Genomic DNA, 21581 nt, shown 5'->3' on the forward strand with positions numbered 1-21581 from the left:
AGACCGGGCACGTCCATGCCAGGGGCACGCCTCTTTGCGCCGGCCTGCATGGCCGCGCGCCTGCTGGCGCCGGTACGATAGGGCCTGCCTACCGTTCGACCGGACTGCCCTTGACCACCTCGACCTTGCCCGGCGCCCCTGCCGGCGTGCGCCTGCCACGCCAGATTCCCTTCATCATCGGCAACGAAGCCTGCGAGCGTTTCAGCTTCTACGGGATGCGCAACATCCTTGTGCAGTTCCTGATGACCTCGCTGTTGCTGCAGGAAATCAGCGGCCCGGGCCGCGAGGCCGAAGCCAAGCACATCCTGCACAGCTTCATGATCGGGGTGTATTTCTTCCCGCTGCTGGGTGGCTGGCTGGCCGATCGGCTGTTCGGCAAGTACAACACCATCCTGTGGTTCAGCCTGGTGTACTGCGCTGGGCATGCCTGTCTTGCGGCGTTCGAAGGTAGCCGCAGCGGTTTCTTCGTCGGGCTAAGCCTGATCGCGCTGGGCGCGGGCGGCATCAAGCCGTTGGTGGCCTCGTTCATGGGCGACCAGTTCGACCAATCCAACAAGCACCTGGCCAAGGTGGTGTTCGATGCCTTCTACTGGATCATCAATTTTGGTTCGCTGTTCGCCTCGCTGCTGATTCCGTTGGCGCTGAAGAACCTGGGGCCGTCCTGGGCGTTCGGCATCCCCGGCATCCTGATGTTCGTGGCCACGCTGGTGTTCTGGCTGGGGCGCCACCGTTACGTGCGGGTGCCGTTGCCGCCGCAGGACCCGCATGGATTCGGCGCGGTGGTGCGCACCGCGCTGCTGACGCGCGTGCCGGGGCAGGGCCGTCCTGGGCTGGCGCTGGCGTTGCTGTCGGTGGTGCTGGCGTTGGGCTGCCTGGCGCTGATCGCGCCGCTGGGCATCGTCATCTGCCTGTGCATGGCGCTGGTGCTGCTGCTGGCCGGCATCGGTGGCGGCACCTGGTGGCAGCTGGAGCGCGCGCGTGGCCCGCATCCGGACGCGGCGGTGGAAGGCGTGCGCGCCTTGTTGCGGGTGCTGGTGATCTTTGCGCTGGTCACGCCGTTCTTTTCGCTGTTCGACCAGAAGGCCTCGACCTGGGTGTTGCAGGGACGCGAGATGACCATGCCGGCCTGGTTCACTGCCTCGCAGATGCAGGCGATCAATCCGTTGCTGGTGATGCTGCTGATTCCGTTCAACAACCTGGTGCTGTATCCGCTGCTGCGGCGGGTTGGCTGGGAGCCCACGCCATTGCGGCGCATGACCAGCGGCATCGCCTTCAGCGGCGTGGCGTGGATCGCGGTCGGGGCGATCCAGGTGGTGATGGACGGCGGCGAGCCGATGCACATCGCCTGGCAGATCCTCCCCTATGCCTTGCTCACCTTCGGCGAGGTGCTGGTGTCGGCCACCGGCATCGAGTTCGCCTACAGCCAGGCACCGCCGTCGATGAAGGGTGTGGTGATGAGTTTCTGGTATCTGACCACCACGGTCGGCAACCTGTGGGTGCTGCTATCGAACGTGGCGGTGCGCAACGAGACGGTGACCGCGCAGATCGCCGATACTGGACTCAGCGAAGCGGCGTTCCTGATGTTCTTCTTCGCGGCCTTCGCGTTCCTGGCGGCACTGGCCTTCGGCCTGTATGCGCGCGGTTATCGCATGGTCGACAATTACCGTTCTGCCTGAGGTCCGCATGATTACCCTGATCCTGATTGCCATCACCGGCATCGTCTCCTGGATGGCGTTCAACAACCGCAAGTTGAGCGACCGCCTGATCCTGTGGCCGCCGGCGGTGGACAAGCACCGGCAGTACGACCGGCTGGTGACCTACGGCTTCATCCACGCCGACCTGGGCCACCTTGTCTTCAACATGGTCACCCTGTTCTTCTTCGGTCGGGTGATCGAGAACGTGATGCTGCAGCTCACCGGCAGCGTGCTGACCTATCCCTTGTTCTACCTGGCTGCGCTGGTGGTCTCGATCCTGCCCAGCTACCTGAAGAACCAGAACAATCCCAACTATCTGAGCCTGGGCGCATCGGGTGCGGTGTCGGCGGTGCTGTTCGCCTTCATCCTGCTGCAGCCGTGGACCATCATCCTGGTGCTGTTCATCCCGGCGCCGGCGATCATCTATGCGGTGTTCTACGTGGGCTACAGCCTGTGGATGGACCGCCGCGGCGGCGATCGCATCAATCACAGCGCGCACCTGGCCGGCGCGGCATTCGGGGTGATGTTCATGCTCATCATGGAGCCGCGGGTGTGGCAGATCTTCCTGCAGCAGCTTGCCAATCCCCGCTTCGGTTGAAGGCGTTTACGGGTTTTGCATCCTGCCATGGGCGGCGGTGTCGGCAGCGGCGGTGCCATTCGGCAGGCCCGGCAGTCCGGGCCGCGACTGCCAGGCGCGACTGTCCTGGCAGATGTGGTGGCGCTGCTCAGGCCGCGCTGCGGTCCTGTTCGGTTGCGAGTGACGCACCGGATGTCGCGCCATAGGCCTGTTGCAAGCGTCGGTACACCGTCTCGTTGAGCTGGGCGAAGTCAGGGCTGTGGGTGTCGCCGGCGATGGCGAACTGGAACAGGCCTTCCAGCAGCGAGCTGTCGCTCGGGGCATTGTTTCCCGCCGAATCGTTGTGCATGCGATGACTCCTCTTGGGTGAGCGAGGGCACTGGACGCGGCAGTGCTCTCGGCTCAGCTATCGGCGCTGGCAAAACGAACTTGAGTACTTCGCCGGTCGATTCGGGCGGCAGTGCACATCCTGGGTTCATTTTCACGCGAGTGCCGCGCAGCGCCGGTCACACTTCACCTCACACACCGTCGGCGACAGATCAGATCGGGTCAGCGACGATGCGTGGGGGCGTGCAGCTGATCTGCAGCGATGCGCTGGATGCCGGTGGGCAGCGTGCGGCGAATGGTCGGGGCCGTCTTGCATCATGCGTGTGGCTACCTTGCGGTTGTGTCCGTTTGCAACGATGCCACGGCCCGCATGCGACCGCATCATCATTCAAGACCTGCCAGTCCGATGCCGGCAGCGATGTTTTTCGAACAGGGGGAGCAGGTGGGAATGCAGCGGCTGCTTGGAGTGAACACGATAACGGGCGTGCTGCTGCTGGCACTGCTGGGCGGTTGCACGCAGCGCGAATCGGCGACTGACGCCGCAGTGGCGCCTGCTGCCGATGTGGCCGCAACGCCGACTCCGCAGCCAGCGAGCGGCGGTCCCCTGCAGGACGTGATCGAGCATTCGCCGGCCTACATGGTCGGCATCAGTTATCCGCAGGGGCTGGATGCCTATCCGGAATTGGGGGCGTTGATCCGCGGCTATGCGCAGGATGCGCGCGGCGAGTTGATGCAGGCGGTCTCCGGGCTCGGTAACGACAAACCTGCCGCACCCTACGAGCTATCGCTGGCGTTCGAGACCCTGTTGCAAACGCCCGAGCTGATCGTGGTTGCGGCCGACGGCAGTCGCTATACCGGTGGCGCGCACGGTGAGCCACTGGTGGCGCGCTTCGTGTGGCTGGTCAAGGAGCGCAGGCAACTGACCGCGCAGGCCTTGATTCCCAGCCCGTCGGGCTGGGAAAAAATCGGTGGCGAAGTGGCCGCGCAGTTGCACGCGGCCGCGCAACAGCGCGTGGTGGCCGAGCGTGTGCCGGTCGAGCAGCAGGCAGAGCAGGTGGCATCGGCCGATCGCATGATTGCCGAGGGCACCGAGGCACAGGCAGGGAATTTTGCACAGTTCGTACCGGTCTTGAATGCGTCCGGCCAGATCGCCGCACTCCGTTTTGTGTTTCCCCCGTATCAGGTCGGGCCTTACTCCGACGGCACGCAAACGGCCGACGTCACAACTGCGACATTGCGTGCATGGGTCGCGCCGGAATATGTACATCTCTTCGCTCGCTGATCTATCGCCTTGTAGGTGGTGTGCTTGAATGATTGCGCCATTCAGTACAGTAATCAGACGGGTGATATGAGTAGCTTCAATGCGACCGCGAACCGTGTCGACCACACCTGCGAGCGTTACACGGCATTCCCGCGGGAACCCGCCGTCGTGGTGAGGTTGATCAAGCATCTCTACAAGCGGCTGCACACGATCAGTTGCATGCGCCTCAAGCCGTACGGCATCACCCCGCCGGAGTACGAGATCCTGATGATGTTGTATGGCACGCCGGAGCAGGCGATCACGCCGACCGAGGCGGCCGAGGCGGCCAGCGAGAAGCCAGCCAACATTACCCGGCTCACCGACCAGCTCTGCGAAAAGGGCTTGATTGCGCGCGGCAGCACGGCCGGCGATCGGCGCAAGATCATGCTGACCCTGCAGCCAGCCGGGCTGGAGTTGATCCAGAGCCTGCTGCCGGAAGCGTGCGAGCTGCTGGCGCAGCAGACTGCCGAGATCAGCGAGACCGAACAGGCCCGTCTGGAAAAGCTGCTGCGGAAATTGCTGCGCGGCGTGGACTCGATCGAGTCTTGAGCCTGGCATGGCGCGCGTGGATCGCACCGCGATCAACGCCGTCAACGACAACGCCGCCCGGATTGCTCCGGGCGGCGTTGTCGTTGGTACGGCCGTACGCTTACGGCTTGGATTGCGGGGTTTTCGGCGTGGCACTGCTGCCATCTTGTGTGCTCAGGCCGCGCTTTTCGAGCAAGGGCTCGATCTGCGGCGCATGCCCGGCAAAGTTCTGGAACAGCTCCATCGCATCCACGCTACCGCCGCGCGAGAGCAGGGTCTTGCGGAAGCGGTCGCCATTGGCGCGGCTCAGGCCACCATGTTGCTTGAACCACTGCTGGGTGTTGGCATCCAGCACTTCGGACCAGATGTAGGCGTAGTAGCCGGCCGCATAACCGCCCATGATGTGGCTGAAATACGGGGTCTTGTAGCGCGGCGGGACCGGTGCGTAGGCAATGCCGTCCTGCTGCAAAGCCTTGGCTTCGAAGGCCATCACGCCGGCGGCATCGGGCACCTGGTTGGCGCTGATCTGATGCCAGTTCTGATCCAGCATCGCCGCACCCAGATACTCGGTGGTGGCAAAGCCCTGGTTGAACTTGGAGGCGGCAATCACCTTGTCCAGCAAGGCCTGCGGCATCGGCGTGCCGTTCTGATAATGCTTGGCGTAGTTCTTCAGAATCGACGGCTCGTCGGCCCACATCTCGTTGACCTGCGAGGGGAACTCGACGAAGTCGCGCGGCACGCTGGTGCCGGAGAAATACGGGTATTTGACGTCGGAGAACATGCCGTGCAGCGCATGCCCGAATTCATGGAACATGGTGGTCACTTCGTCCCAGGTCAGCAGCGTAGGCTGGCCGGCCGGCGGCTTGGGGATGTTGAGGTGGTTGGCCACCACCGGCTTGAAACCGGTCAGCTCGGACTGCGAGACGTAGGAGTTCATCCATGCGCCGCCGCGCTTGGATTCGCGGGCGTACATGTCGGCGATGAAGATCGCCAGCTGCTTGCCGTCGGCATCGAACACGTCGTAGACGGTGATGTCGTCGCGGTAGGTCGGCAGGTCGGTCCGTTGCTTGAAGGTCAGGCCGTATTCCTGGGTGGCTGCGTAGAACACGCCGTTTTCCAGCACGTTCTTCAGCTCGAAGTATGGCTTGAGCTGCGATTCGTCGAAGTTGTACTTGGCCTGGCGCACCTTCTCGCTGTAGTAGGTCCAATCCCAGGCTTCGAGCTTGAAGGTCGGCTTGCGTGCGGATTTTTGTTCCTTGTCGATCATCGCCTGCAGGTCGGCGGCTTCGCGCTTGGCGTTGGCGACTGCAGCCGGTGCCAGCTTGCCCAGCATCGCGTTGACCGCTTCGGGTGTCTTGGCGGTCTGGTTTTCCAGCGAATACGCTGCAAAGGTGGGAAAACCCAGCAGCTTGGCCTTGTCGGCACGCAGCTTCATGATGCGCGACACCAGTGCGGTGTTGTCGTACTGGCCGCCGTGGCTGCCGCGCGACACCGACGCATCGTAGATACGCTTGCGCAGCTCGCGGTTCTTGAGCTGGCTCAGCGGCGGCTGGCCGGTGGTGTTGAGCAGGGCGATCACGTACTTGCCCTCGAGCTTGCGCGCCTTGGCGGCTTCGGCGGCGGCGGCGATCTGTTCGTCGGACAGGCCGTCGAGCTGCTTGACGTCGTCCACCACCACGGCGGCGGCGTTGACCTCGGCCAGCACGTTCTGGCTGAAGGTGGTGCCCAGCTTGGCCAGCTCGGCATTCATTGCCTTGAGCGTGGTCTTGTCGGCATCGGAAAGCTTGGCGCCGTTGCGCACGAAGTCGCTGTGGTACTTCTCGATCAGGCGCACGCCTTGTGCATCCAGGCCCAGCTTGGTGCGTTGGTCGTACAAGCTCTGGATGCGCGCAAACAGCTTGCCGTTGAGCGAGATCGCATCGCGATGCGCGGCGAACCTGGCCGAATAATCGGCCTGCAGTTTCTTGCGCGCGTCGTTGGTGTCGGCACCGACCAGGTTGAAGAACACGGTGGTGGCGCGGTCGAGCGTGGCGCCGCTTTTCTCCAGCGCGATCAGGGTGTTCTCGAAGCTCGGCTTGGCCTTCTGGTTGGCGATCTTGTCCACTTCCTTCAACTGCTCGGCCATGCCAGCGTCGAAGGCGGGTGCGAAATCGCTGTCGGTGATCTTGTCGAACGGCGGGTAGTGCAGTGGCAGGCTGCTGTCGGCGAAGAACGGGTTGGCCTGGGTGGCGGTCTGCGTGGTGGCGGGTGCGGCGATGCTGTAGGACGGCATGGCAAGTCCCAGGGACGCGGCCAGGGCGAAAGCAAGACGGGTGGTCAAGAGAGTGGCTCCAGAGTGCGACCCGGTAGGCTAACCCAGCCTGGTGGGAGGGACTTGTGACAAAAGGCATGGCGGTGCGCTGTTTGTGGACGGCAGGCCAGTGAGTCGGTGCAAACGTAGCCATGGCCATGGCGCAGGAGATGTTGCAACGCCACAGCGGGGCAGTTGCGTCTGCTGCGGTTTGCGATCGTGCAGCAGTGCCGCGCAGGCGTTACCCTTGTAGCTTCTTCCACGCCGAGCCTGGCATGCACGATCTGACGACGTTCGACTTCACCGACCTGGACGGTCGCACGCATGCGATGGGCGATCACCTCGGTCAGGTGATCCTGGTGGTGAATGTGGCGTCCAAGTGCGGGTTCACGCCGCAATATGCCGGGCTGCAGGCGCTATGGCAGCGCTATCGTGATCGCGGGCTGGTGGTGATCGGATTTCCCTGCGATCAGTTCGGGCATCAGGAGCCGGGTGATGCGGCGCAGATCCGGCAGTTCTGTTCGCTGGATTACGCGGTGGATTTTCCGTTGTCCTCCAAGATCGAGGTCAACGGCAGTGGTGCGCATCCGCTGTGGCAGTGGCTCAAGCGCGAGCAACGCGGCGTGCTGGGGTCCGAAGCCATCAAATGGAATTTCACCAAGTTCCTGATCGGCCGAGACGGTGCTGTGCTGGAGCGTTATGCGCCGACGACAAAACCCGAAGCACTGAGTGCGCAGATCGAGCGCGCGTTGGCCGCGTGATCTTGCAGGGCGTGCAGCGGAGAACGTAGGAGCGCACCTGGGCGCGATGCAGCGTTCCCGATAACGCCCGTCGCGCCCGGGTGCGCTCCTACGAGGCTGCGTGCCAGCGTCTCGCAGGAGCCTTTTACTTCTCGACGAAGGCGCGTTCGAACACGTAATCGGCCGCGACGGCGCTGTGCTGGAGCGCTATGCCCCCACGACCAAGCCCGACGCCATTGCTGCCGATATCGAGCGAGCGTTGGCCGCGTGATCTTGCAGGGCGTGCAGCGGAGAACGTAGGAGCGCACCTGGGCGCGATGCAGCGTTCCCGATAACGCCCGTCGCGCCCGGGTGCGCTCCTACGAGCCTGCGTGCCAGCGTCTCGCAGTAGCCTTTTACTTCTCGACGAAGGCGCGTTCGAACACGTAATCGGCCGCGACGGCGCTGTGCTGGAGCGCTATGCCCCCACGACCAAGCCCGACGCCATTGCTGCCGATATCGAGCGTGCGCTGGGCTGATGCGTACGCATGCCAGGCCAGCGATGACGCGCGTGAGATGTGGCCGTCGTAGCAGATCAGTGTAGGAGCGCACCCGGGCGCGAGGGGCGTTCCCGATAACGCCCGTCGCGCCCGGGTGCGCTCCTACGAGCCTGCCTGCCAGCGTCTAGCAGGAGGCTTTTACTTCTCAACGAAGGCGCGTTCGAACACGTAATGCCCCGGTGTGCCGATGCTGGGCGAGGTCTGGAAACCGCGGCTGTCCAGCAGCGTGCGCAGGTCGGCCAGCATCTGCGGGCTGCCGCAGATCATGAAGCGGTCGTTGGCCGGGTCCAGCGTAGGCAAGCCCAGCGTCTGCTGCATGCGGCCATTGGCCATCAGTTCGGTCAGGCGGCCCTGGTTGGCGAAGGTTTCGCGGGTGACCGCCGGGTAGTACAGCAACTTGTCGCGCAGCAGATCGCCGAGGAATTCGTGCTGCGGCAGTTCGTGCTCGAAGTAGTCGCGGTAGGCCAGATCCTGCACGAAGCGCACGCCCTGGGTGAGGATCACCTTGTCGAAGCGCTCGTAGGTTTCCGGGTCCTTGATGATCGACAGCCACGGCGCCAGCCCGGTGCCGGTGCCCAGCAAATACAGGTTGCGCCCGGGGTGCAGATCGCTGATTAGCAGCGTGCCAGTGGGCTTCTTGCCGACCAGCACCTTGTCGCCGGGCTGGATGTGCTGCAGCCGCGAGGTCAGCGGGCCATCGGGCACCTTGATGCTGAAAAACTCCAGCTGTTCTTCCCAGTTGGCGCTGGCGATCGAATACGCACGCAACAACGGGCGCGTTTCGGTTTCCAGGCCAATCATCACGAACTGGCCGTTTTCGAAGCGGAAACCGGGATCGCGGGTGGTGGTGAAGCTGAAGTAGGCATCGGTCCAGTGACGGACCTCAAGCACCGTTTCGGCGCCAAAAGCGGAAGACATACCGGTGAGTGTCGTGGGAGGAGTGCCCCCTGATTCTACCTCAAGCCCGCCAAATGAGATGAACTCTCATTTGGCGGGAATGGAGAATCGGGAATCGGGAATGGGGTGCAGTGCGGAAAGATCCGGATCCTTGTGGGATCGGGAAGCCGAGGAGCAGCCAGCCGCCGGGAAGCTGCTTCTAACGATTCCCCATTCCCGATTCCCCATTCCCGGCCTCACCGATACCCGGCCGCCTGCAGCTCGAACAGCTCCGCATAGCGCCCGCCCTGGGCCATCAGCGCTTCGTGGGTGCCGTTGGCCTCGATGCGGCCATCCACCAGCACCAGGATGCGGTCGGCCATGCGTACGCTGGAGAAACGGTGCGAGATCAGCACTGCGGTGCGGTTGTCCGACAGTTCCTTGAAGCGCTGGAACACCTCGAACTCGCTGCGCGCGTCCAGCGCGGCGGTGGGCTCGTCCAGGATCATCAGCTGTGCGTCGCGCATGTAGGCGCGGGCGATGGCGATCTTTTGCCATTGCCCGCCGGACAGGTCCACGCTGTTCTTGAAGCGTCGCCCGATCAACTGGTCGTAACCCTGCGGCAGGCCGGCGATCAGCTCGCCGGCCATCGCACGCTGCGCGGCGGCCTGGATGCGGGCGGTGTCGTCCATCGCATCCACCTGGCCCACGCCGATGTTCTCGCCCACGCTCAGGTGATACCGCACGAAGTCCTGGAAGATCACCCCCAGATTGGCGCGGACATCGTCCAGATCGTAGTCGCGCAGGTCATGGCCATCGAGCAGGATGCGGCCTTCGTCGGGGTCGTACAGCCGCGCCAGCAGCTTCACCAGCGTGGTCTTGCCGGCGCCGTTTTCGCCCACCAGCGCCAGCACTTCGCCGGCGCGCAGTTCGAAATCCAGGTGCCGCACCGTCCACTGCTCGGCCTCCGGGTAGCGGAAGCCCACGTCCTCGAACACGAAGCCCTGGCGGATCGGGCGCGGCACCGGCAAGGCGTTGGGGCGCGAGCGGATTTCCGGCACGATGTTGAAGAACGAATACAGATCGTCCAGGTACAACGCTTGCCCGGCGACCTGCGAAAAGCCGATCAGCAACCCCTCCAGCAACTGGCGCAGGCGCAGGAAGCTGCCGGCCAGGAAGGTCAGGTCGCCGATGCTGAAATCGCCGCGCACCGTGCGCCAGGCGATGTAGCCATAGGCCGCGTAATAGCCCAGCGTGCCCAGCGCCGCCAGCAGCGCGCCCCACAGCGCCCGCTTGCGCGCCAATGCGCGGTTGGCCTGGAAGAACTTGTCGGCCAGCCGGCGGTAGCGTGCGATCAGGAAGCGGTGCAGGTTGAGGATCTTCACTTCCTTGGCCGTTTCCACGCTCGCGCCCACCTGGCGGAGGTAGTCGAGCTGACGCCGCTCCGGTGTCCACTGGAAGTTGAGCGAATAGCCCAATGCATTGAAATGCGCCTCGCCGATGAAGGCCGGAATCAGCGCGACTGCCAGCAGCACGATCAACCAGGGCGCATACACCACCAGGCCCACCGCCAGGCTGACCACGGTGATGGCGTCCTGCACCTGGCCGAACAGCTGGCTCATCAGGTTCATGCGGTTCATGGTCTGGCGCCGCGCGCGGTCCAGCTTGTCCTGCCGGTCCGGGTCTTCGAAATCCTCCAGATCCAGCTGCGCGGCGTGTTCCATCAGGCGTACGCTGGCGGCGTTGTTGAACAACTCCGACAGCAGCGCATCGGCATAGCCGACCATGCGCCCGAGCAGGTCCGAGCCGATCGCCAGTGCCAGCTCCAGCGCCAGCAATTCCAGCAGCCGGTTCAGCCGGCCGCTGCCCAGCGCCTGGGCGAAGGAATCGAACGCCGGCGGCTGGCCTACCAGGTGGACCGCTTCGTCGATGATGAGCTTGCCGATGTACAGCGTCGCCACCGGCATCAACGCGCGCAGCACGCGCAGGCCGATGCTGCTGGCACTCAGCCAGCGGCTGGTCTGCCAGATCTGGCGCAGGAACGGGGGCAGGTTGCGCAGCGCATCCAGGCGTTCGCGCAGGGTGGGGCCGGTACGGGGAGCGGGCGCCGTGGCGCCGGAGTGGGAAGCTGACATGTGCCTAGTGTGCCGGGCGCGGTGTGCGCCGGGGGTGTTGGGCGCTGCTGGCAAGGCGCAGATGGCTGAGCGACCGGCCGACTGGAGCCATGCCAAGGCGCGCGACCGGCGACTGCAGCGCCGAGGGAGCGGCCTTCCGCAACCCAGCCTTCCCGCATTCGCGCCGGTCTGGCCGGCGGTTTGCTCTAAAATGCCCGGATTGCCTCCGCCAGCCGTAGAGCCAGCCGTGACCTCGATCAAGCAGGAAGACCTCATCCAGTCCGTCGCCGATGCGCTGCAGTACATCAGCTATTACCATCCGGTCGACTACATCAAGAATCTGTCCGCTGCCTATGAGCGCGAAGAATCGCCGGCCGCCAAGGACGCCATTGCGCAGATCCTGATAAATTCGCGCATGTGCGCCGAAGGCCACCGCCCGATCTGCCAGGACACCGGCATCGTCACCGTGTTCCTTGAAATCGGCATGAACGTGCGTTGGGACGACGCCAGCATGGGCGTGGAAGACATGGTCAACGAGGGCGTGCGCCGCGCCTACAACCACCCCGACAACAAGCTGCGCGCCAGCGTGCTGGCCGACCCGGCCGGCAAGCGCGCCAACACCCGCGACAACACTCCGGCGGTGGTCAACACCAAGATTGTGCCGGGCGACCATCTTGAGGTGATCGTCGCGGCCAAGGGCGGCGGCTCGGAAGCCAAGAGCAAGTTCGCCATGCTCAATCCCTCCGATTCCATCGTCGACTGGGTGCTCAAGACCGTGCCGACGATGGGCGCCGGCTGGTGCCCGCCGGGCATGCTGGGCATCGGCATCGGTGGCACCGCCGAAAAGGCCATGCTGCTGGCCAAGGAAGCGCTGATGGAGCCGATCGACATCGTCGACCTGCAGGCGCGTGGCGCCTCCAGTCGCGCCGAAGAACTGCGCCTGGAGCTGTATGAAAAGGTCAATGCGCTGGGTATCGGCGCACAAGGCCTGGGCGGCCTGACCACGGTGCTGGACATCAAGGTCAAGGATTACCCCACCCACGCCGCCAACCTGCCGGTGGCGCTGATCCCCAATTGCGCGGCCACCCGCCACGCCCACTTCACCCTGGACGGCAACGGCCCGGTGATGCTGGATCCGCCGTCGCTGGAAGACTGGCCCAAGCTCACCTACAACCCGACCAATGCGCGCCGGGTGAACCTGGACACCATCACCCGCGAGGAAGTGGCCAGCTTCAAGCCGGGCGAAGTGATCCTGCTCAACGGCAAGCTGTTGACCGGCCGCGACGCCGCGCACAAGCGCATGATCGACATGCTCAACAAGGGCGACACCTTGCCGGTGGATTTCACCAACCGCTTCATCTACTACGTTGGCCCGGTCGACCCGGTGCGCGACGAAGTGGTGGGCCCGGCCGGCCCGACCACCGCTACCCGCATGGACAAGTTCACCCGCCAGATGCTGGAACAGACCGGCTTGCTCGGCATGGTCGGCAAGTCCGAGCGTGGCGATGCGGCCATCGAGGCGATCCGCGACAACAAGGCCGTGTACCTGATGGCGGTGGGCGGTTCGGCCTACCTGGTGTCCAAGGCGATCAAGGCCGCGCGCGTGCTGGCCTTCGAAGATCTGGGCATGGAGGCGATCTACGAATTCGAGGTCAAGGACATGCCGGTCACCGTGGCGGTGGATTCCACTGGCGAATCGGTGCACAAGACCGGCCCGCGCCAGTGGCTGTCGCGCATCGGCAAGATTCCGGTGGTCGTGGAGTAACGCGACCACCGTAGCGGTTGCGTGGTCCGACACGCAGGGCGCCACGGGTGGCAGGGATTGGAGCAGGTCGTGCACGTTGTGGACACCTGCGCCTGCTCGGCCTGGGTGGCGTCAGGCTGACGGACTGCCGGCCGCGTTCGCCTCGGCAAACCTGTCGCCGCGAAATGGCTGGCGGGCTGGAGCTGAACCCTGGGTGCGCGGTACCGCTGTCGGCCCGACGACCGGATGTTCGGGCCGGTATTTGCGTGAAAGTTGCATAGTATGATCGGGCCACCAACCAGAGAGCAGGGGCTCACCATGGCGCATTCCGCATCCCGTCGAAAACTGTTGCAATGCGCCTGTTGTGCGCCCGTCGCCGCCGCCGCCGCTTCCCTTCCGTTTGCGTTGCGCGCGGCCCCGTCGAAGAAGACCGAGCTGAATGCCGAGCAGGCATTGCAGGTCCTGCGCGATGGCAATGCCGCCTTCGTGGAGAACCGCCCGAAGAAGGTGATTTCCGACAGCAAGCGTCGCCTGGAGCTGGCCTTGGGGCAGACGCCGTTCGTGATTCTGGTGTCGTGCTCCGATTCGCGCGTGCCGCCGGAGTTGTTGTTCGGGCGGGGCCTGGGTGAGATGTTCATCGTCCGCAATGCCGGCAACACCGTGGATACCACCGCGTTGGGGTCGATCGAATATGCGGTCAGCCAGCTCGGTGTGCCGCTGGTCGTGGTGATGGGGCACGAAAGCTGCGGCGCGGTGGCTGCGGCGGTGTCGGTGGTGGAGCAGGGCGCGTTCTTTCCCGGCGCCATTGGCGCGATGATCGAGCCGATTGTTCCGGCGGTGCTGACCGCCAAGAGCAAGGGGGGCGATGACCTGCTGGCAGCTTCGGTCAAGGCCAACGTCAAGCGCACGGTCGACCGCCTGCGCGGCGCGTCCGAACCGGCCCTGCTCGAACCGCTACGCGCAGGCAATGTCCGCGTCGTCGGTGCGTATTACACCTTGAAGGACGGCAAGGTGGATTTCTTCGACGTGTGAGCCGGTGACGCATGCTCGGGCGTGCGAAACCGGATGCAGTCGGATTCTCCCATTCTGGGATGAAGCCGGCTGTATGCCCTGGTCAACGCAACGAAAGAAGCCGGCAGCGATGCCGGCTTTTTCGTCTCTCCATTCTGGCGCGCGAGATGGGCGATGCAGCGCCGCGCGAACCGACACGCGCGGGCATCCGCCGGGCGGCGCGTCAGCTCAAAACCACTCCAGCAACGACACGCCCACGCCCACGTAGGTGGCCTTGTGGTTGTAGTCGATCATGCTTTCGCCGTAGCCATCGAATACCTGCACATGGCCGCGCAACAGGTTGGTGATGGGAAACCCGTAGTCCACCTGCAGCGAGCCGTGCGAACGGTCGCCGCCGCGTAGCGAGTGGCGCGCGATCAGCGCCACTTCGTGGCCGTCCTTGTTGTAGACCAGGGTGGCGTCGCCGCGGCCTATGTAGTCCTCGATATCGGGATTGTTGTCGTCGGCACGGTCTTCCTTGATGCGGAACCACGGACGCAGGGTCAATGCCCAGTTCTCGCGATCCAGCCCGATATTGAGGATCACCCGGTTCCACGAGCGCGACAGCGGGTCGGCGCGGCCGTTGGACATATGGTTGAGGCTGATGCCGCTCATGCGTCCCTTCCAGCCAAAGAGGCTGTAGTTGTTGCGGAACACCAGCATCGCTTCGGGTTCGTAGTTGGTTTCGCGAAACGGGCGCGAGGCGTCGGCGTTGTAGGCCTGCCAGCGCGAGCTCTGGGTGTAGCCCATCCAGATGTCGCCGTTGTCGCCGAACAGGTCTTCGGCCACCTTGGTCTTGAAGCTGAGCTGGAACTTCAGTTCCGCGCTGTCCAGCGGCTGCGGCGTGGACACCGAATTGGCCGGGTTGGGCGACTGCGGGGTGCGGTTGGTGTCGCTGGTCCAGAACACCGGCAGCAGATACACCGGCTTGTAGCCGCGCAGCTGGAAGGTGCCCAGCTTGGAATCCTTGGCCAGTTCCCAGCGGCGATCCAGCAGCGAGCCGCGGCCGGCATTGGCCACCGCTTCCTCGACCCGCTCGTCCCGTGCGTCGGCGCGAAAAAAGTCGCCAACGCGGTTGCGTGTGCGCGCGTCGTCGGGCTTGGCGGCCTGTTTGGCCAACTGCGCCTGCGCGTCCGCCTGCTGGGTGGCCTGCGGGGTATGGCCCAGCGCCTGGTCATAGCAGGCCAGGCGCGCGGCATCGGAGGTCACGGAGGTACAGGCCTGCGGCGAGGCAGGTTGTGCGGCAATTTCCTGTGCCTGCGCCACCGGGGCGGTCGCCAGGGCGATCAGGAGCAACGGGCGGGTACGTGGTAGAGGCATGGGGCTGGGGCCAAGAGGGGCGCCAGGCCGGCGCGATGCTGGGCAGCTTAATGGCGACCCCTGCATACGTGACGTGTACACAGCCGCATAACAACTGTCGTCGCTGCGGCAGGTGCCGCCCACGTCGCGGCACGCGTCAGCGGCTTGTCTGGCCGGGGCGCCACGTCGGCCGCTGCCGTTTGGCCGGCGCTCAGAACAGCCAGGCGACCGCAAACACGCCGAGCATGCACAGCCCCAGCGCCAGCTTGGTGGCGGTGCCCAGCACGATGCCCAGCCAGGTGCCGACGCCGACCCGGGTGGCCTGGCCGGTCTTGCGGGTCTGCAGATATTCGCCCAGCCAGGCGCCGGCAAACGGGCCGACGAACAGGCCGATTGGCAGGAACAGCAGGCCGGCGAAGGCGCCGACCACTGCGCCCCACATCGCCGCCTTGCTGGCGCCCACGCGTCGGGCACCGTAGACGGTGGCCAGCAGGTCGACCAGGAACGACAGTGCGGTGATCGCGGCAAGGATGAGCAACGCCACCCAGCCCACATGCGCAAAGCCGTCGGCCCAGGCTACCAGCAGCAAGCCGGCGAAGACCAGCGGTAACCCGGGCAATGCGGGCAGGATCACGCCGGCCAGGCCAACCAGCACCAGCACGGTGGCCAGGACGTAATAGACGACGGTGGTGTCCATGGTCATGGAAAGGTGCCCTGTTTCAGACTTGAAATGCTTGCGCAAGGGGTGCTTGAAAATTGATTTTGCGCAAGTTAAGTTGCAGCCGCTGTTGTTTGCAAAGGTCACCGTGAATCGTGGCCTGATGCGGTAACTCACCCGATCCGCGACGTCCCGTTCCTCGCCTTCTCCTTGCAACCACAGCCACCACCGCCAGTCCATCACAGTGTCGTAGGGAGTCAGTCGAGATGTCCAACATCGAACGCGAACACGGTGTCGTGAAGTGGTTCAACGATGCCAAGGGCTTTGGATTCATCAGTCGCGAGAACGGCGAAGACGTCTTCGTCCATTTCCGCGCGATCCAGATCCAGGGCTTCAAGAGTCTCAAGGAAGGTCAGAAGGTCAGCTTCACCGTCGTGCAGGGCCAAAAGGGACTGCAGGCCGACGCGGTGCAAGTGGTCTGAAAGCAGGATCGCCAGCGCATCGCCTGCAGCAGAAAGGCCCGTCACCGGGCCTTTCTGCTGTTCGCCGTTGGCAGTGCGCAGCGGTCAGCGCAGCACGACACGCCCGTTGACCACGCGCACGTAGGCGTTCTCGCGCACGCCGTCCAGGTCGCGCTGGTTCACCACGATCACCCGGCCATCGTCCATGCGCACCTGCACGTCGAAACTGGAACTGGTGACGTTGTTCTGGATGGCATTGCCGGCCAGCGCGCCGGCCGCTGCGCCAGCCACGGCCGAGACGTTCTTGTTGCCCTTGCTGCCGCCGGTTTCCTTGGAAATCTGGCGGCCGGCCACGGCGCCGACGATGCCGCCCAGGACCGCGCCGGTGCCGGTCGGAGCCGTGCGGGTCGGGCCGACTTCGTCGATGCGGGTGACGGTACCGCAATCGACGCAGCGCGGTGCCGGCTGCGCATAGCCACGGTCGTAGCCGCGGTCACCGCGATAGCTGCCGTACTGGGGCTGGGAGGTGGCGCAGCCAACCAGGGTTGCGGTTGCAGCCAGGCCGATAACGAGCAGTCGGGTCTTCATGGGATGTCTCCGGAGTGGTTCTGAAGGCGGTCGGGGCCGCGGCGATGTCATCCTGTGGTGGTCCAGGTGAACGGCCTGCCAACTGGAGCACTCCAGGCTTAACGAAACCCGAGCGTCCTATTCATCGAAAGTCGCGGTGGCAGGCTTCACAGGCATCGGAAACCTGCGCTGCCAACCCGGCAATGGCGGCGCAATCGGCCGCTGGCGCGTGTTGCGCGCCGTCCAGCGTCGCGCGCAGCGTGCCGGCATGTTCCGCAAAGCGGCGGTCCTCGCCCAGGGGTGCAAATGCCGGTTCCAGCTCGTTGGCAAGCAGGCGCAACGAGCGCAGGCGCGCATGTTGCTGCGCCGGGACGCAGGCCGTGCCGGGCGGGGGGCGCAACGCGCGCAGTTGGTAGGCCATCACGTGCATCAGGCTGTCCGGCACCGGGTCGCGCCGGGCCTGCAGTACGCGTGCCACCATCACGGTGGTCACCAGTCCGATCAGCACGCCCAGCACCAGCATGAAGGCGTAGCGCGCCGCGCGCGATTGGTTTGGAGGGGCATCGGTCATGGCGATTGCTCTGGCAGCGGGGCGTGCGGATGGGCGGACGCGCCGCAGGTGGCGCGCGTAAAATAGGGCGATGAAAGCACAATGGCGTGAACGCTTTGCCGGTATCGACCGGCTGTATGGAGTCGGCACGGTAGAGCGCCTGGCCGCCTGCCGCGTGGCGGTGGTTGGCATGGGCGGGGTGGGCTCGTGGGTGGTGGAGGCGCTGGCGCGTACCGGCGTGGGCCACATCCGCCTGATCGATGCGGACGATCTGTGCGTGTCCAATACCAATCGGCAGTTGCCGGCGCTGGCCGGGCAGTACGGGCGCAACAAGGCGCGCGCGATGGCCGAGCGCTGCGTGGCGATCAACCCCGAGATCGCGGCCGATGCGGTGGAGTCCTTCCTCACCGCCGGCAATATCGACACGTTGCTGGGTGATGGCCTGGATCTGGTGATCGATGCCTGCGACAGCTTCCGGGTCAAGGTGGAAACCATTGCCTGGTGCCGCCGGCGCAAGCTGCCGCTGCTGACCGTAGGGGCCGCCGGCGGGCGCACCGATCCCACCCTGGTGCGGGTGCGCGATGTCTCGCGTACCGAACACGATGCGATGCTGGCGCTGATCCGCAAGAAGCTGCGCAGCGAGTTCAACTTCCCCAAGAATCCGCAGCGCTATTTCGGCGTGCCGGCGGTGTATTCGCTGGAGAACGTCAAGTATCCGCAGGCCGACGGCAGCGTGTGCGGTATCCGTCCGCAGCTCGACGCCGATGCCACGCTCAAGCTGGACTGCGGCGCCGGGCTGGGCGCGGCCACGCATATCACCGGCACCTTCGCGTTCGTGGCGGTCGGCAAGGCGCTGGAGATGCTGCTCAAGCCCAAGGCCGGTGCGGCCACGGCAGCGGCAGCGCTTGCCGCAGCGTCGTAATCGCATCCTGAACATGCCGCCGTGCGCGGCTATCCGCTGGCCGGCAAGCGGAACAGGCGGCGCGCGTTGGCGGTGGTCTGCGCCGCGATGACGGCGGCGTCTTCCCCGCGCAGCTGTGCGATGCAATCCAGCACCGTGCGCAGCTGGGCCGGCTCGTTGCGCTGGCCGCGGATGCTGGCGTCCGGCTGATCGGGGGCGTCGGTTTCCAGCAACAGGTGCTGCAGCGGCATGGTCGCCACCAGCCGGCGCAGGCGATTGGCGCGCGGGTAGGTCACCGGCCCGCCGAGGCCGATCATGAAATCCAGTGTCCACAGCTGCCGGGCCTGTTCGGGGCTGCCGGCAAAGCTGTGCACCACGCCACGCAGGCCGCCCACGGCCTTGATGCGGGCGATGACCTCTTCGGTGGCGCGGCGTGCATGCACGATCAGCGGCAGGTCGAAGCGCTTGGCCAGCCGCAACTGGCCATCGAAGTAGTCGCGCTGCGCCTGCACATCCAGCCCATCCAGGTAGAAATCCAGTCCGCACTCGCCGATGGCGCAGGCGCGCTCGCGCGCGATCCAGTCGGCCAGCGCCTCCAGATGTTCGGGACGATGCTGGTCCAGAAAGATTGGGTGCAGCCCGTAGGCCGGGTATAGCCCCGGTGCCTGCGTGCACACCTCGCGCAGGCCCGCCCAGCTGGCCGCGGTGATGGCGGGGATCACCTGTTGCATCACGCCGGCAGCATGCGCGCGGGCGATGACGGCAGCGCGGTCATGGTCGAATTCGCCGGCATCCAGATGGCAGTGACTGTCGATCAACTCCATCAGCGGCGGCGCGCGGGTGCCGGCAGCGGTGCCTTGCGGGTCTTCCAGTTCGCCAGCAGCAGCGTGGTCAGGCCAAACAACACCTCGTCCAGCAACGGAAGCGGGTCCGGCAGCATCAGATCCGCTGCAAACACCACCGCCGCCAGTTTGAATAGCGTGGGGTAGCGCAGTTTTCCGGCCCACTCCAGCGCCCGCGTGATGAAAGGATTTCGCATGCATCGGCTCCTGCTGTTAGAAGTGCATGAAGTAAGCGCTAGCTGAACTTAACTGTCGCGTTCATGAGCGAGCGCGTTTTCGTTCAGGGTTGCCATGCTGGAATCAAGCCGTCAACAACGCGGCGCGTTCCGCAGGGAGCTGGTGATGAAAAGCAATACGACAACTATACTGGTCGCTGCCGGTGCCTTGCTGGTGGGAGGCGTGGCTACGGCCGCCTTCATGAACAACCGTCCATCATCCGGCGACTTCGTCGCCAACGGCCAGCCGGCCCCGCGCGGTCTGGAATACGCCGACGTGGTCAAGGTGGCGCCGATCACCGAGCGCGAGCCGCAATACGCGCAGGTCATCAACAGCAACGCGATCCGCGAGACCACCACCAGTTCGTCGCCGCGCGAAGTGTGCCGCGACGTGGTGGTGCAGGAGCGCCTGCCCGAGCGCGACGGCAACGTCGGTGGCACGGTGGCCGGTGCGGTCATCGGTGGCCTGATCGGCAACCAGATCGGCGGTGGCAACGGCCGCAAGCTGGCGACCGCCGCAGGTGCGGTGGGTGGCGGCTTTATCGGTAACCGCGTAGACCGCAACCATGTTGGCGGCCGCGTGGTGGACCGTACCGAGCGCCAGTGCCACACCGAAAATGCCAATTCGTCGTCCTCGCGCGTGGTCGGCTATGACGTGACCTACCGCAATGCCGATGGCACCACCGGCACCATGCGCATGGACAGCAAGCCGGGCGAGCGCATCTCGCTGGGCGATGCCGACAACGTGGTGGCCTATGACGTGACCTACCGCTACGACGGTTTCGAAAAGACCGTGCGCATGAACGACAAGCCGGCCAGCGATCGCCTGCCGGTGGTCGATGGCCAACTGGTGACCCAGACCGCCTCGGCGGCGGGCGATGCCGGCCTGCCTCGCGACGGCATGGGCCGTAGCCGCCAATAATCGGGGCATCGCGCAACGCACGACAGAGCCGGCATCGCCGGCTCTTTTTTTGCGTCGATCCACGCCGACAGCCGCCTTGCGCCACGGGCCGGGCAACTGGCAGATAATCGCTGCTTCCCCTGTTGCGAAGAGCGGAGCTGCCGGTGCGTCCCGATGACCTGTTCGATGTGCGTGCGCGACTGACCGAGGAAGAACGGGCGGTACAGGATGCGGTGGCGCGTTTTACCGATGCACGCGTGTTGCCGGCGATCGGCGCTGCCTTCGATGCGGGGCATTTCCCGCACGAGTGGGTGCCGGAGTTGGCGCAACTGGGCCTGCTGGGCGCCAGCCTGCCCACCGATGTCGGCGGCGCGGGCCTGGGCGCGGTGTCCTACGGGCTGATCTGCCAGGAACTGGAACGCGGCGACAGCGGCCTGCGCAGTTTTGTCAGCGTGCAGTCCTCGCTGTGCATGTATCCCATCCACGCCTACGGCAGCGATGCGCAGCGGCACCGTTGGCTACCGGAGATGGCGGCCGGCCGGGTGATTGGCTGTTTCGGCCTGAGCGAGGCGCAAGGCGGCTCGGATCCGGCGGCGATGACCACGCGCGCGGTGCGCGACGGCGACGGCTGGCGCTTGAATGGCGCCAAGATGTGGATCACCAACGGCAGCATCGCCGCGCTGGCGATCATCTGGGCACATACCGACGATGGCGTGTGCGGCTTTCTGGTGGAAACCGACAGTCCCGGCTTCAGTGCGCAGGACATCGCGCACAAGATGAGTCTGCGCGCGTCAGTCACCTCGGCCTTGTTCCTGGACAACGTATTCGTGCCCGAGCAGATGCGACTGCCGAATGCGGCCGGGCTGAAGGCGCCCCTGGGATGCCTCAGCCAGGCACGTTACGGCATCGCTTGGGGCGCGATCGGTGCGGCGGTGGCCTGCCTGCGCGAGGCACTGGCCTATGCCGGCGAGCGCATCCTGTTCGGGCGGCCGCTGGCTGCCACGCAGAGCGCGCAGATCAAACTGGCGGAGATGGCGCGGCGGATCTCCACCGCGCAGCTGCTGGCGCTGCAGCTCGGTCGCCTGAAAGAGGCCGGTACGCTGCGGCCAGAGCAGATATCGCTGGCGAAATGGAATAATTGCCGCATGGCACTGGACGTGGCGCGCGAGTGCCGCGATCTGCTGGGCGCGGCCGGCATCACCACCGACCATGTGGCGATCCGGCATGCGCTGAACCTGGAATCGGTGATTACCTACGAGGGTACCGAGACCGTGCATCAGCTCGTGGTGGGCCGTGCGTTGACGGGACTCAATGCGTTTTGACAAGGAGTGGGCGTTGATCGGCAAGGATGTGGAACGACGCCTGCGCGGCGTGGTGTGGACGATCTGGGCCGCCGCCGCAGTGGCGA

At 65.2% G+C, this 21581-nt stretch carries 23 protein-coding genes; 13 read left to right on the plus strand and 10 right to left on the minus strand.

What is annotated here, in order from left to right; genetic code table 11:
• Nucleotides 1-110: 110 nt before the first annotated feature.
• On the plus strand, nt 111-1676 hold the full coding sequence (locus XcuCFBP2542_RS10695; protein ID WP_104603558.1) for a POT-type proton-dependent oligopeptide transporter: 1566 nt from the start codon (nt 111-113) through the stop codon (nt 1674-1676).
• A 7-nt stretch (nt 1677-1683) separates the two neighbouring features.
• Nucleotides 1684-2292, plus strand: a complete 609-nt coding sequence (locus tag XcuCFBP2542_RS10700) for a rhomboid family intramembrane serine protease (protein WP_104603559.1) — start codon at nt 1684-1686, stop codon at nt 2290-2292.
• A 127-nt stretch (nt 2293-2419) separates the two neighbouring features.
• On the opposite strand, the gene XcuCFBP2542_RS10705 is transcribed toward XcuCFBP2542_RS10700, so the two are convergent.
• Nucleotides 2420-2620 carry a hypothetical protein gene (locus XcuCFBP2542_RS10705; protein WP_104603560.1) on the minus strand — a complete coding sequence of 67 codons (201 nt, stop codon included), beginning with the start codon at nt 2618-2620 and terminating at the stop codon, nt 2420-2422.
• A 426-nt stretch (nt 2621-3046) separates the two neighbouring features.
• Here XcuCFBP2542_RS10705 and XcuCFBP2542_RS10710 point away from each other — a divergent pair, with 426 nt between their 5' ends.
• Both XcuCFBP2542_RS10710 and XcuCFBP2542_RS10715 read left to right on the plus strand, forming a co-directional pair.
• Complete coding sequence (locus XcuCFBP2542_RS10710; RefSeq protein WP_104603590.1) at nt 3047-3880, plus strand: DUF3298 and DUF4163 domain-containing protein; 834 nt, start codon at nt 3047-3049, stop codon at nt 3878-3880.
• 66 nt (nt 3881-3946) lie between these two features.
• Complete coding sequence (locus XcuCFBP2542_RS10715; protein ID WP_104603561.1) at nt 3947-4447, plus strand: MarR family winged helix-turn-helix transcriptional regulator; 501 nt, start codon at nt 3947-3949, stop codon at nt 4445-4447.
• Between the two features lie 100 nt (nt 4448-4547).
• Here the strand turns inward: XcuCFBP2542_RS10715 and XcuCFBP2542_RS10720 are convergent, their stop codons facing one another.
• Entirely contained in the window at nt 4548-6746 is a 2199-nt protein-coding gene (locus tag XcuCFBP2542_RS10720) for a M3 family metallopeptidase (protein WP_208800492.1), read from the minus strand.
• A gap of 245 nt (nt 6747-6991) precedes the next feature.
• Between XcuCFBP2542_RS10720 and XcuCFBP2542_RS10725 the strand changes: the two genes are divergently transcribed.
• The 3 genes from XcuCFBP2542_RS10725 (at nt 6992) to XcuCFBP2542_RS20300 (ending at nt 7974) form a co-directional block, all read left to right on the plus strand.
• Nucleotides 6992-7477 carry a glutathione peroxidase gene (locus XcuCFBP2542_RS10725; protein ID WP_104603563.1) on the plus strand — a complete coding sequence of 162 codons (486 nt, stop codon included), beginning with the start codon at nt 6992-6994 and terminating at the stop codon, nt 7475-7477.
• Between the two features lie 100 nt (nt 7478-7577).
• Nucleotides 7578-7727 (plus strand): hypothetical protein, encoded by a 150-nt coding sequence (locus tag XcuCFBP2542_RS10730; protein ID WP_372372359.1) that lies wholly within the window; start codon nt 7578-7580, stop codon nt 7725-7727.
• A gap of 100 nt (nt 7728-7827) precedes the next feature.
• Entirely contained in the window at nt 7828-7974 is a 147-nt protein-coding gene (locus XcuCFBP2542_RS20300) for a hypothetical protein (protein ID WP_425478027.1), read from the plus strand.
• Nucleotides 7975-8133: 159 nt separating this feature from the next.
• Here the strand turns inward: XcuCFBP2542_RS20300 and XcuCFBP2542_RS10740 are convergent, their stop codons facing one another.
• On the minus strand, nt 8134-8913 hold the full coding sequence (locus tag XcuCFBP2542_RS10740) for a ferredoxin--NADP reductase (RefSeq protein WP_104603564.1): 780 nt from the start codon (nt 8911-8913) through the stop codon (nt 8134-8136).
• A gap of 215 nt (nt 8914-9128) precedes the next feature.
• Nucleotides 9129-11006, minus strand: a complete 1878-nt coding sequence (locus XcuCFBP2542_RS10745; RefSeq protein ID WP_104603565.1) for an ABC transporter ATP-binding protein — start codon at nt 11004-11006, stop codon at nt 9129-9131.
• A 226-nt stretch (nt 11007-11232) separates the two neighbouring features.
• On the opposite strand from XcuCFBP2542_RS10745, the gene XcuCFBP2542_RS10750 reads away from it, so the two are divergent.
• Nucleotides 11233-12750 (plus strand): fumarate hydratase, encoded by a 1518-nt coding sequence (locus XcuCFBP2542_RS10750; RefSeq protein WP_170066984.1) that lies wholly within the window; start codon nt 11233-11235, stop codon nt 12748-12750.
• A gap of 297 nt (nt 12751-13047) precedes the next feature.
• A complete protein-coding gene (locus XcuCFBP2542_RS10755; protein WP_223214411.1) occupies nt 13048-13761 on the plus strand; it encodes a carbonic anhydrase in 714 nt (237 codons plus the stop codon).
• A gap of 207 nt (nt 13762-13968) precedes the next feature.
• On the opposite strand, the gene XcuCFBP2542_RS10760 is transcribed toward XcuCFBP2542_RS10755, so the two are convergent.
• Nucleotides 13969-15099 carry a phospholipase A gene (locus tag XcuCFBP2542_RS10760; RefSeq protein WP_104603568.1) on the minus strand — a complete coding sequence of 377 codons (1131 nt, stop codon included), beginning with the start codon at nt 15097-15099 and terminating at the stop codon, nt 13969-13971.
• A gap of 190 nt (nt 15100-15289) precedes the next feature.
• Nucleotides 15290-15775: a DUF456 domain-containing protein gene (locus tag XcuCFBP2542_RS10765; protein ID WP_104603591.1), complete on the minus strand. Its 486-nt coding sequence runs from the start codon at nt 15773-15775 to the stop codon at nt 15290-15292.
• Between the two features lie 227 nt (nt 15776-16002).
• On the opposite strand from XcuCFBP2542_RS10765, the gene XcuCFBP2542_RS10770 reads away from it, so the two are divergent.
• Nucleotides 16003-16218, plus strand: coding sequence for a cold-shock protein (locus XcuCFBP2542_RS10770; protein WP_104588011.1), 216 nt, complete (start codon nt 16003-16005; stop codon nt 16216-16218).
• An 84-nt stretch (nt 16219-16302) separates the two neighbouring features.
• Here XcuCFBP2542_RS10770 and XcuCFBP2542_RS10775 read toward each other — a convergent pair whose 3' ends face one another.
• Entirely contained in the window at nt 16303-16785 is a 483-nt protein-coding gene (locus tag XcuCFBP2542_RS10775; protein ID WP_104603569.1) for an outer membrane lipoprotein, read from the minus strand.
• Between the two features lie 121 nt (nt 16786-16906).
• On the minus strand, nt 16907-17335 hold the full coding sequence (locus XcuCFBP2542_RS10780; protein WP_104603570.1) for a hypothetical protein: 429 nt from the start codon (nt 17333-17335) through the stop codon (nt 16907-16909).
• Between the two features lie 70 nt (nt 17336-17405).
• Here XcuCFBP2542_RS10780 and XcuCFBP2542_RS10785 point away from each other — a divergent pair, with 70 nt between their 5' ends.
• Nucleotides 17406-18236: a tRNA threonylcarbamoyladenosine dehydratase gene (locus XcuCFBP2542_RS10785; RefSeq protein ID WP_104603571.1), complete on the plus strand. Its 831-nt coding sequence runs from the start codon at nt 17406-17408 to the stop codon at nt 18234-18236.
• Between the two features lie 29 nt (nt 18237-18265).
• On the opposite strand, the gene XcuCFBP2542_RS10790 is transcribed toward XcuCFBP2542_RS10785, so the two are convergent.
• Together XcuCFBP2542_RS10790 and XcuCFBP2542_RS10795 are read right to left on the minus strand one after the other, a co-directional pair.
• Complete coding sequence (locus XcuCFBP2542_RS10790; RefSeq protein ID WP_104603572.1) at nt 18266-19039, minus strand: TatD family hydrolase; 774 nt, start codon at nt 19037-19039, stop codon at nt 18266-18268.
• Nucleotides 19039-19254: a DUF6116 family protein gene (locus XcuCFBP2542_RS10795; RefSeq protein ID WP_104603573.1), complete on the minus strand. Its 216-nt coding sequence runs from the start codon at nt 19252-19254 to the stop codon at nt 19039-19041. The genes XcuCFBP2542_RS10790 and XcuCFBP2542_RS10795 overlap by 1 nt, the downstream gene beginning before the upstream one ends.
• A 145-nt stretch (nt 19255-19399) precedes the next feature.
• Between XcuCFBP2542_RS10795 and XcuCFBP2542_RS10800 the strand changes: the two genes are divergently transcribed.
• Nucleotides 19400-20194, plus strand: coding sequence for a glycine zipper 2TM domain-containing protein (locus XcuCFBP2542_RS10800; RefSeq protein WP_104603592.1), 795 nt, complete (start codon nt 19400-19402; stop codon nt 20192-20194).
• A 137-nt stretch (nt 20195-20331) separates the two neighbouring features.
• Entirely contained in the window at nt 20332-21495 is a 1164-nt protein-coding gene (locus XcuCFBP2542_RS10805) for an acyl-CoA dehydrogenase family protein (RefSeq protein ID WP_104603593.1), read from the plus strand.
• Nucleotides 21496-21581 lie beyond the last annotated feature (86 nt).

Origin of the sequence: Xanthomonas cucurbitae, assembly GCF_002939885.1 — a bacterium.
Taxonomy (GTDB): Bacteria; Pseudomonadota; Gammaproteobacteria; order Xanthomonadales; family Xanthomonadaceae; genus Xanthomonas; species Xanthomonas cucurbitae.

Coding starts and splice junctions, on each gene's coding strand:
- XcuCFBP2542_RS10700 (WP_104603559.1), top strand. CDS start 1,684: ATGATTACCCTGATCCTGATTGCCATCACCGGCATCGTCTCCTGGATG.
- XcuCFBP2542_RS10705 (WP_104603560.1), bottom strand. CDS start 2,620: ATGCACAACGATTCGGCGGGAAACAATGCCCCGAGCGACAGCTCGCTG.
- XcuCFBP2542_RS10710 (WP_104603590.1), top strand. CDS start 3,047: ATGCAGCGGCTGCTTGGAGTGAACACGATAACGGGCGTGCTGCTGCTG.
- XcuCFBP2542_RS10715 (WP_104603561.1), top strand. CDS start 3,947: ATGAGTAGCTTCAATGCGACCGCGAACCGTGTCGACCACACCTGCGAG.
- XcuCFBP2542_RS10725 (WP_104603563.1), top strand. CDS start 6,992: ATGCACGATCTGACGACGTTCGACTTCACCGACCTGGACGGTCGCACG.
- XcuCFBP2542_RS10740 (WP_104603564.1), bottom strand. CDS start 8,913: ATGTCTTCCGCTTTTGGCGCCGAAACGGTGCTTGAGGTCCGTCACTGG.
- XcuCFBP2542_RS10745 (WP_104603565.1), bottom strand. CDS start 11,006: ATGTCAGCTTCCCACTCCGGCGCCACGGCGCCCGCTCCCCGTACCGGC.
- XcuCFBP2542_RS10755 (WP_223214411.1), top strand. CDS start 13,048: ATGGCGCATTCCGCATCCCGTCGAAAACTGTTGCAATGCGCCTGTTGT.
- XcuCFBP2542_RS10760 (WP_104603568.1), bottom strand. CDS start 15,099: ATGCCTCTACCACGTACCCGCCCGTTGCTCCTGATCGCCCTGGCGACC.
- XcuCFBP2542_RS10765 (WP_104603591.1), bottom strand. CDS start 15,775: ATGGACACCACCGTCGTCTATTACGTCCTGGCCACCGTGCTGGTGCTG.
- XcuCFBP2542_RS10770 (WP_104588011.1), top strand. CDS start 16,003: ATGTCCAACATCGAACGCGAACACGGTGTCGTGAAGTGGTTCAACGAT.
- XcuCFBP2542_RS10775 (WP_104603569.1), bottom strand. CDS start 16,785: ATGAAGACCCGACTGCTCGTTATCGGCCTGGCTGCAACCGCAACCCTG.
- XcuCFBP2542_RS10780 (WP_104603570.1), bottom strand. CDS start 17,335: ATGACCGATGCCCCTCCAAACCAATCGCGCGCGGCGCGCTACGCCTTC.
- XcuCFBP2542_RS10785 (WP_104603571.1), top strand. CDS start 17,406: ATGAAAGCACAATGGCGTGAACGCTTTGCCGGTATCGACCGGCTGTAT.
- XcuCFBP2542_RS10790 (WP_104603572.1), bottom strand. CDS start 19,039: ATGGAGTTGATCGACAGTCACTGCCATCTGGATGCCGGCGAATTCGAC.
- XcuCFBP2542_RS10795 (WP_104603573.1), bottom strand. CDS start 19,254: ATGCGAAATCCTTTCATCACGCGGGCGCTGGAGTGGGCCGGAAAACTG.
- XcuCFBP2542_RS10800 (WP_104603592.1), top strand. CDS start 19,400: ATGAAAAGCAATACGACAACTATACTGGTCGCTGCCGGTGCCTTGCTG.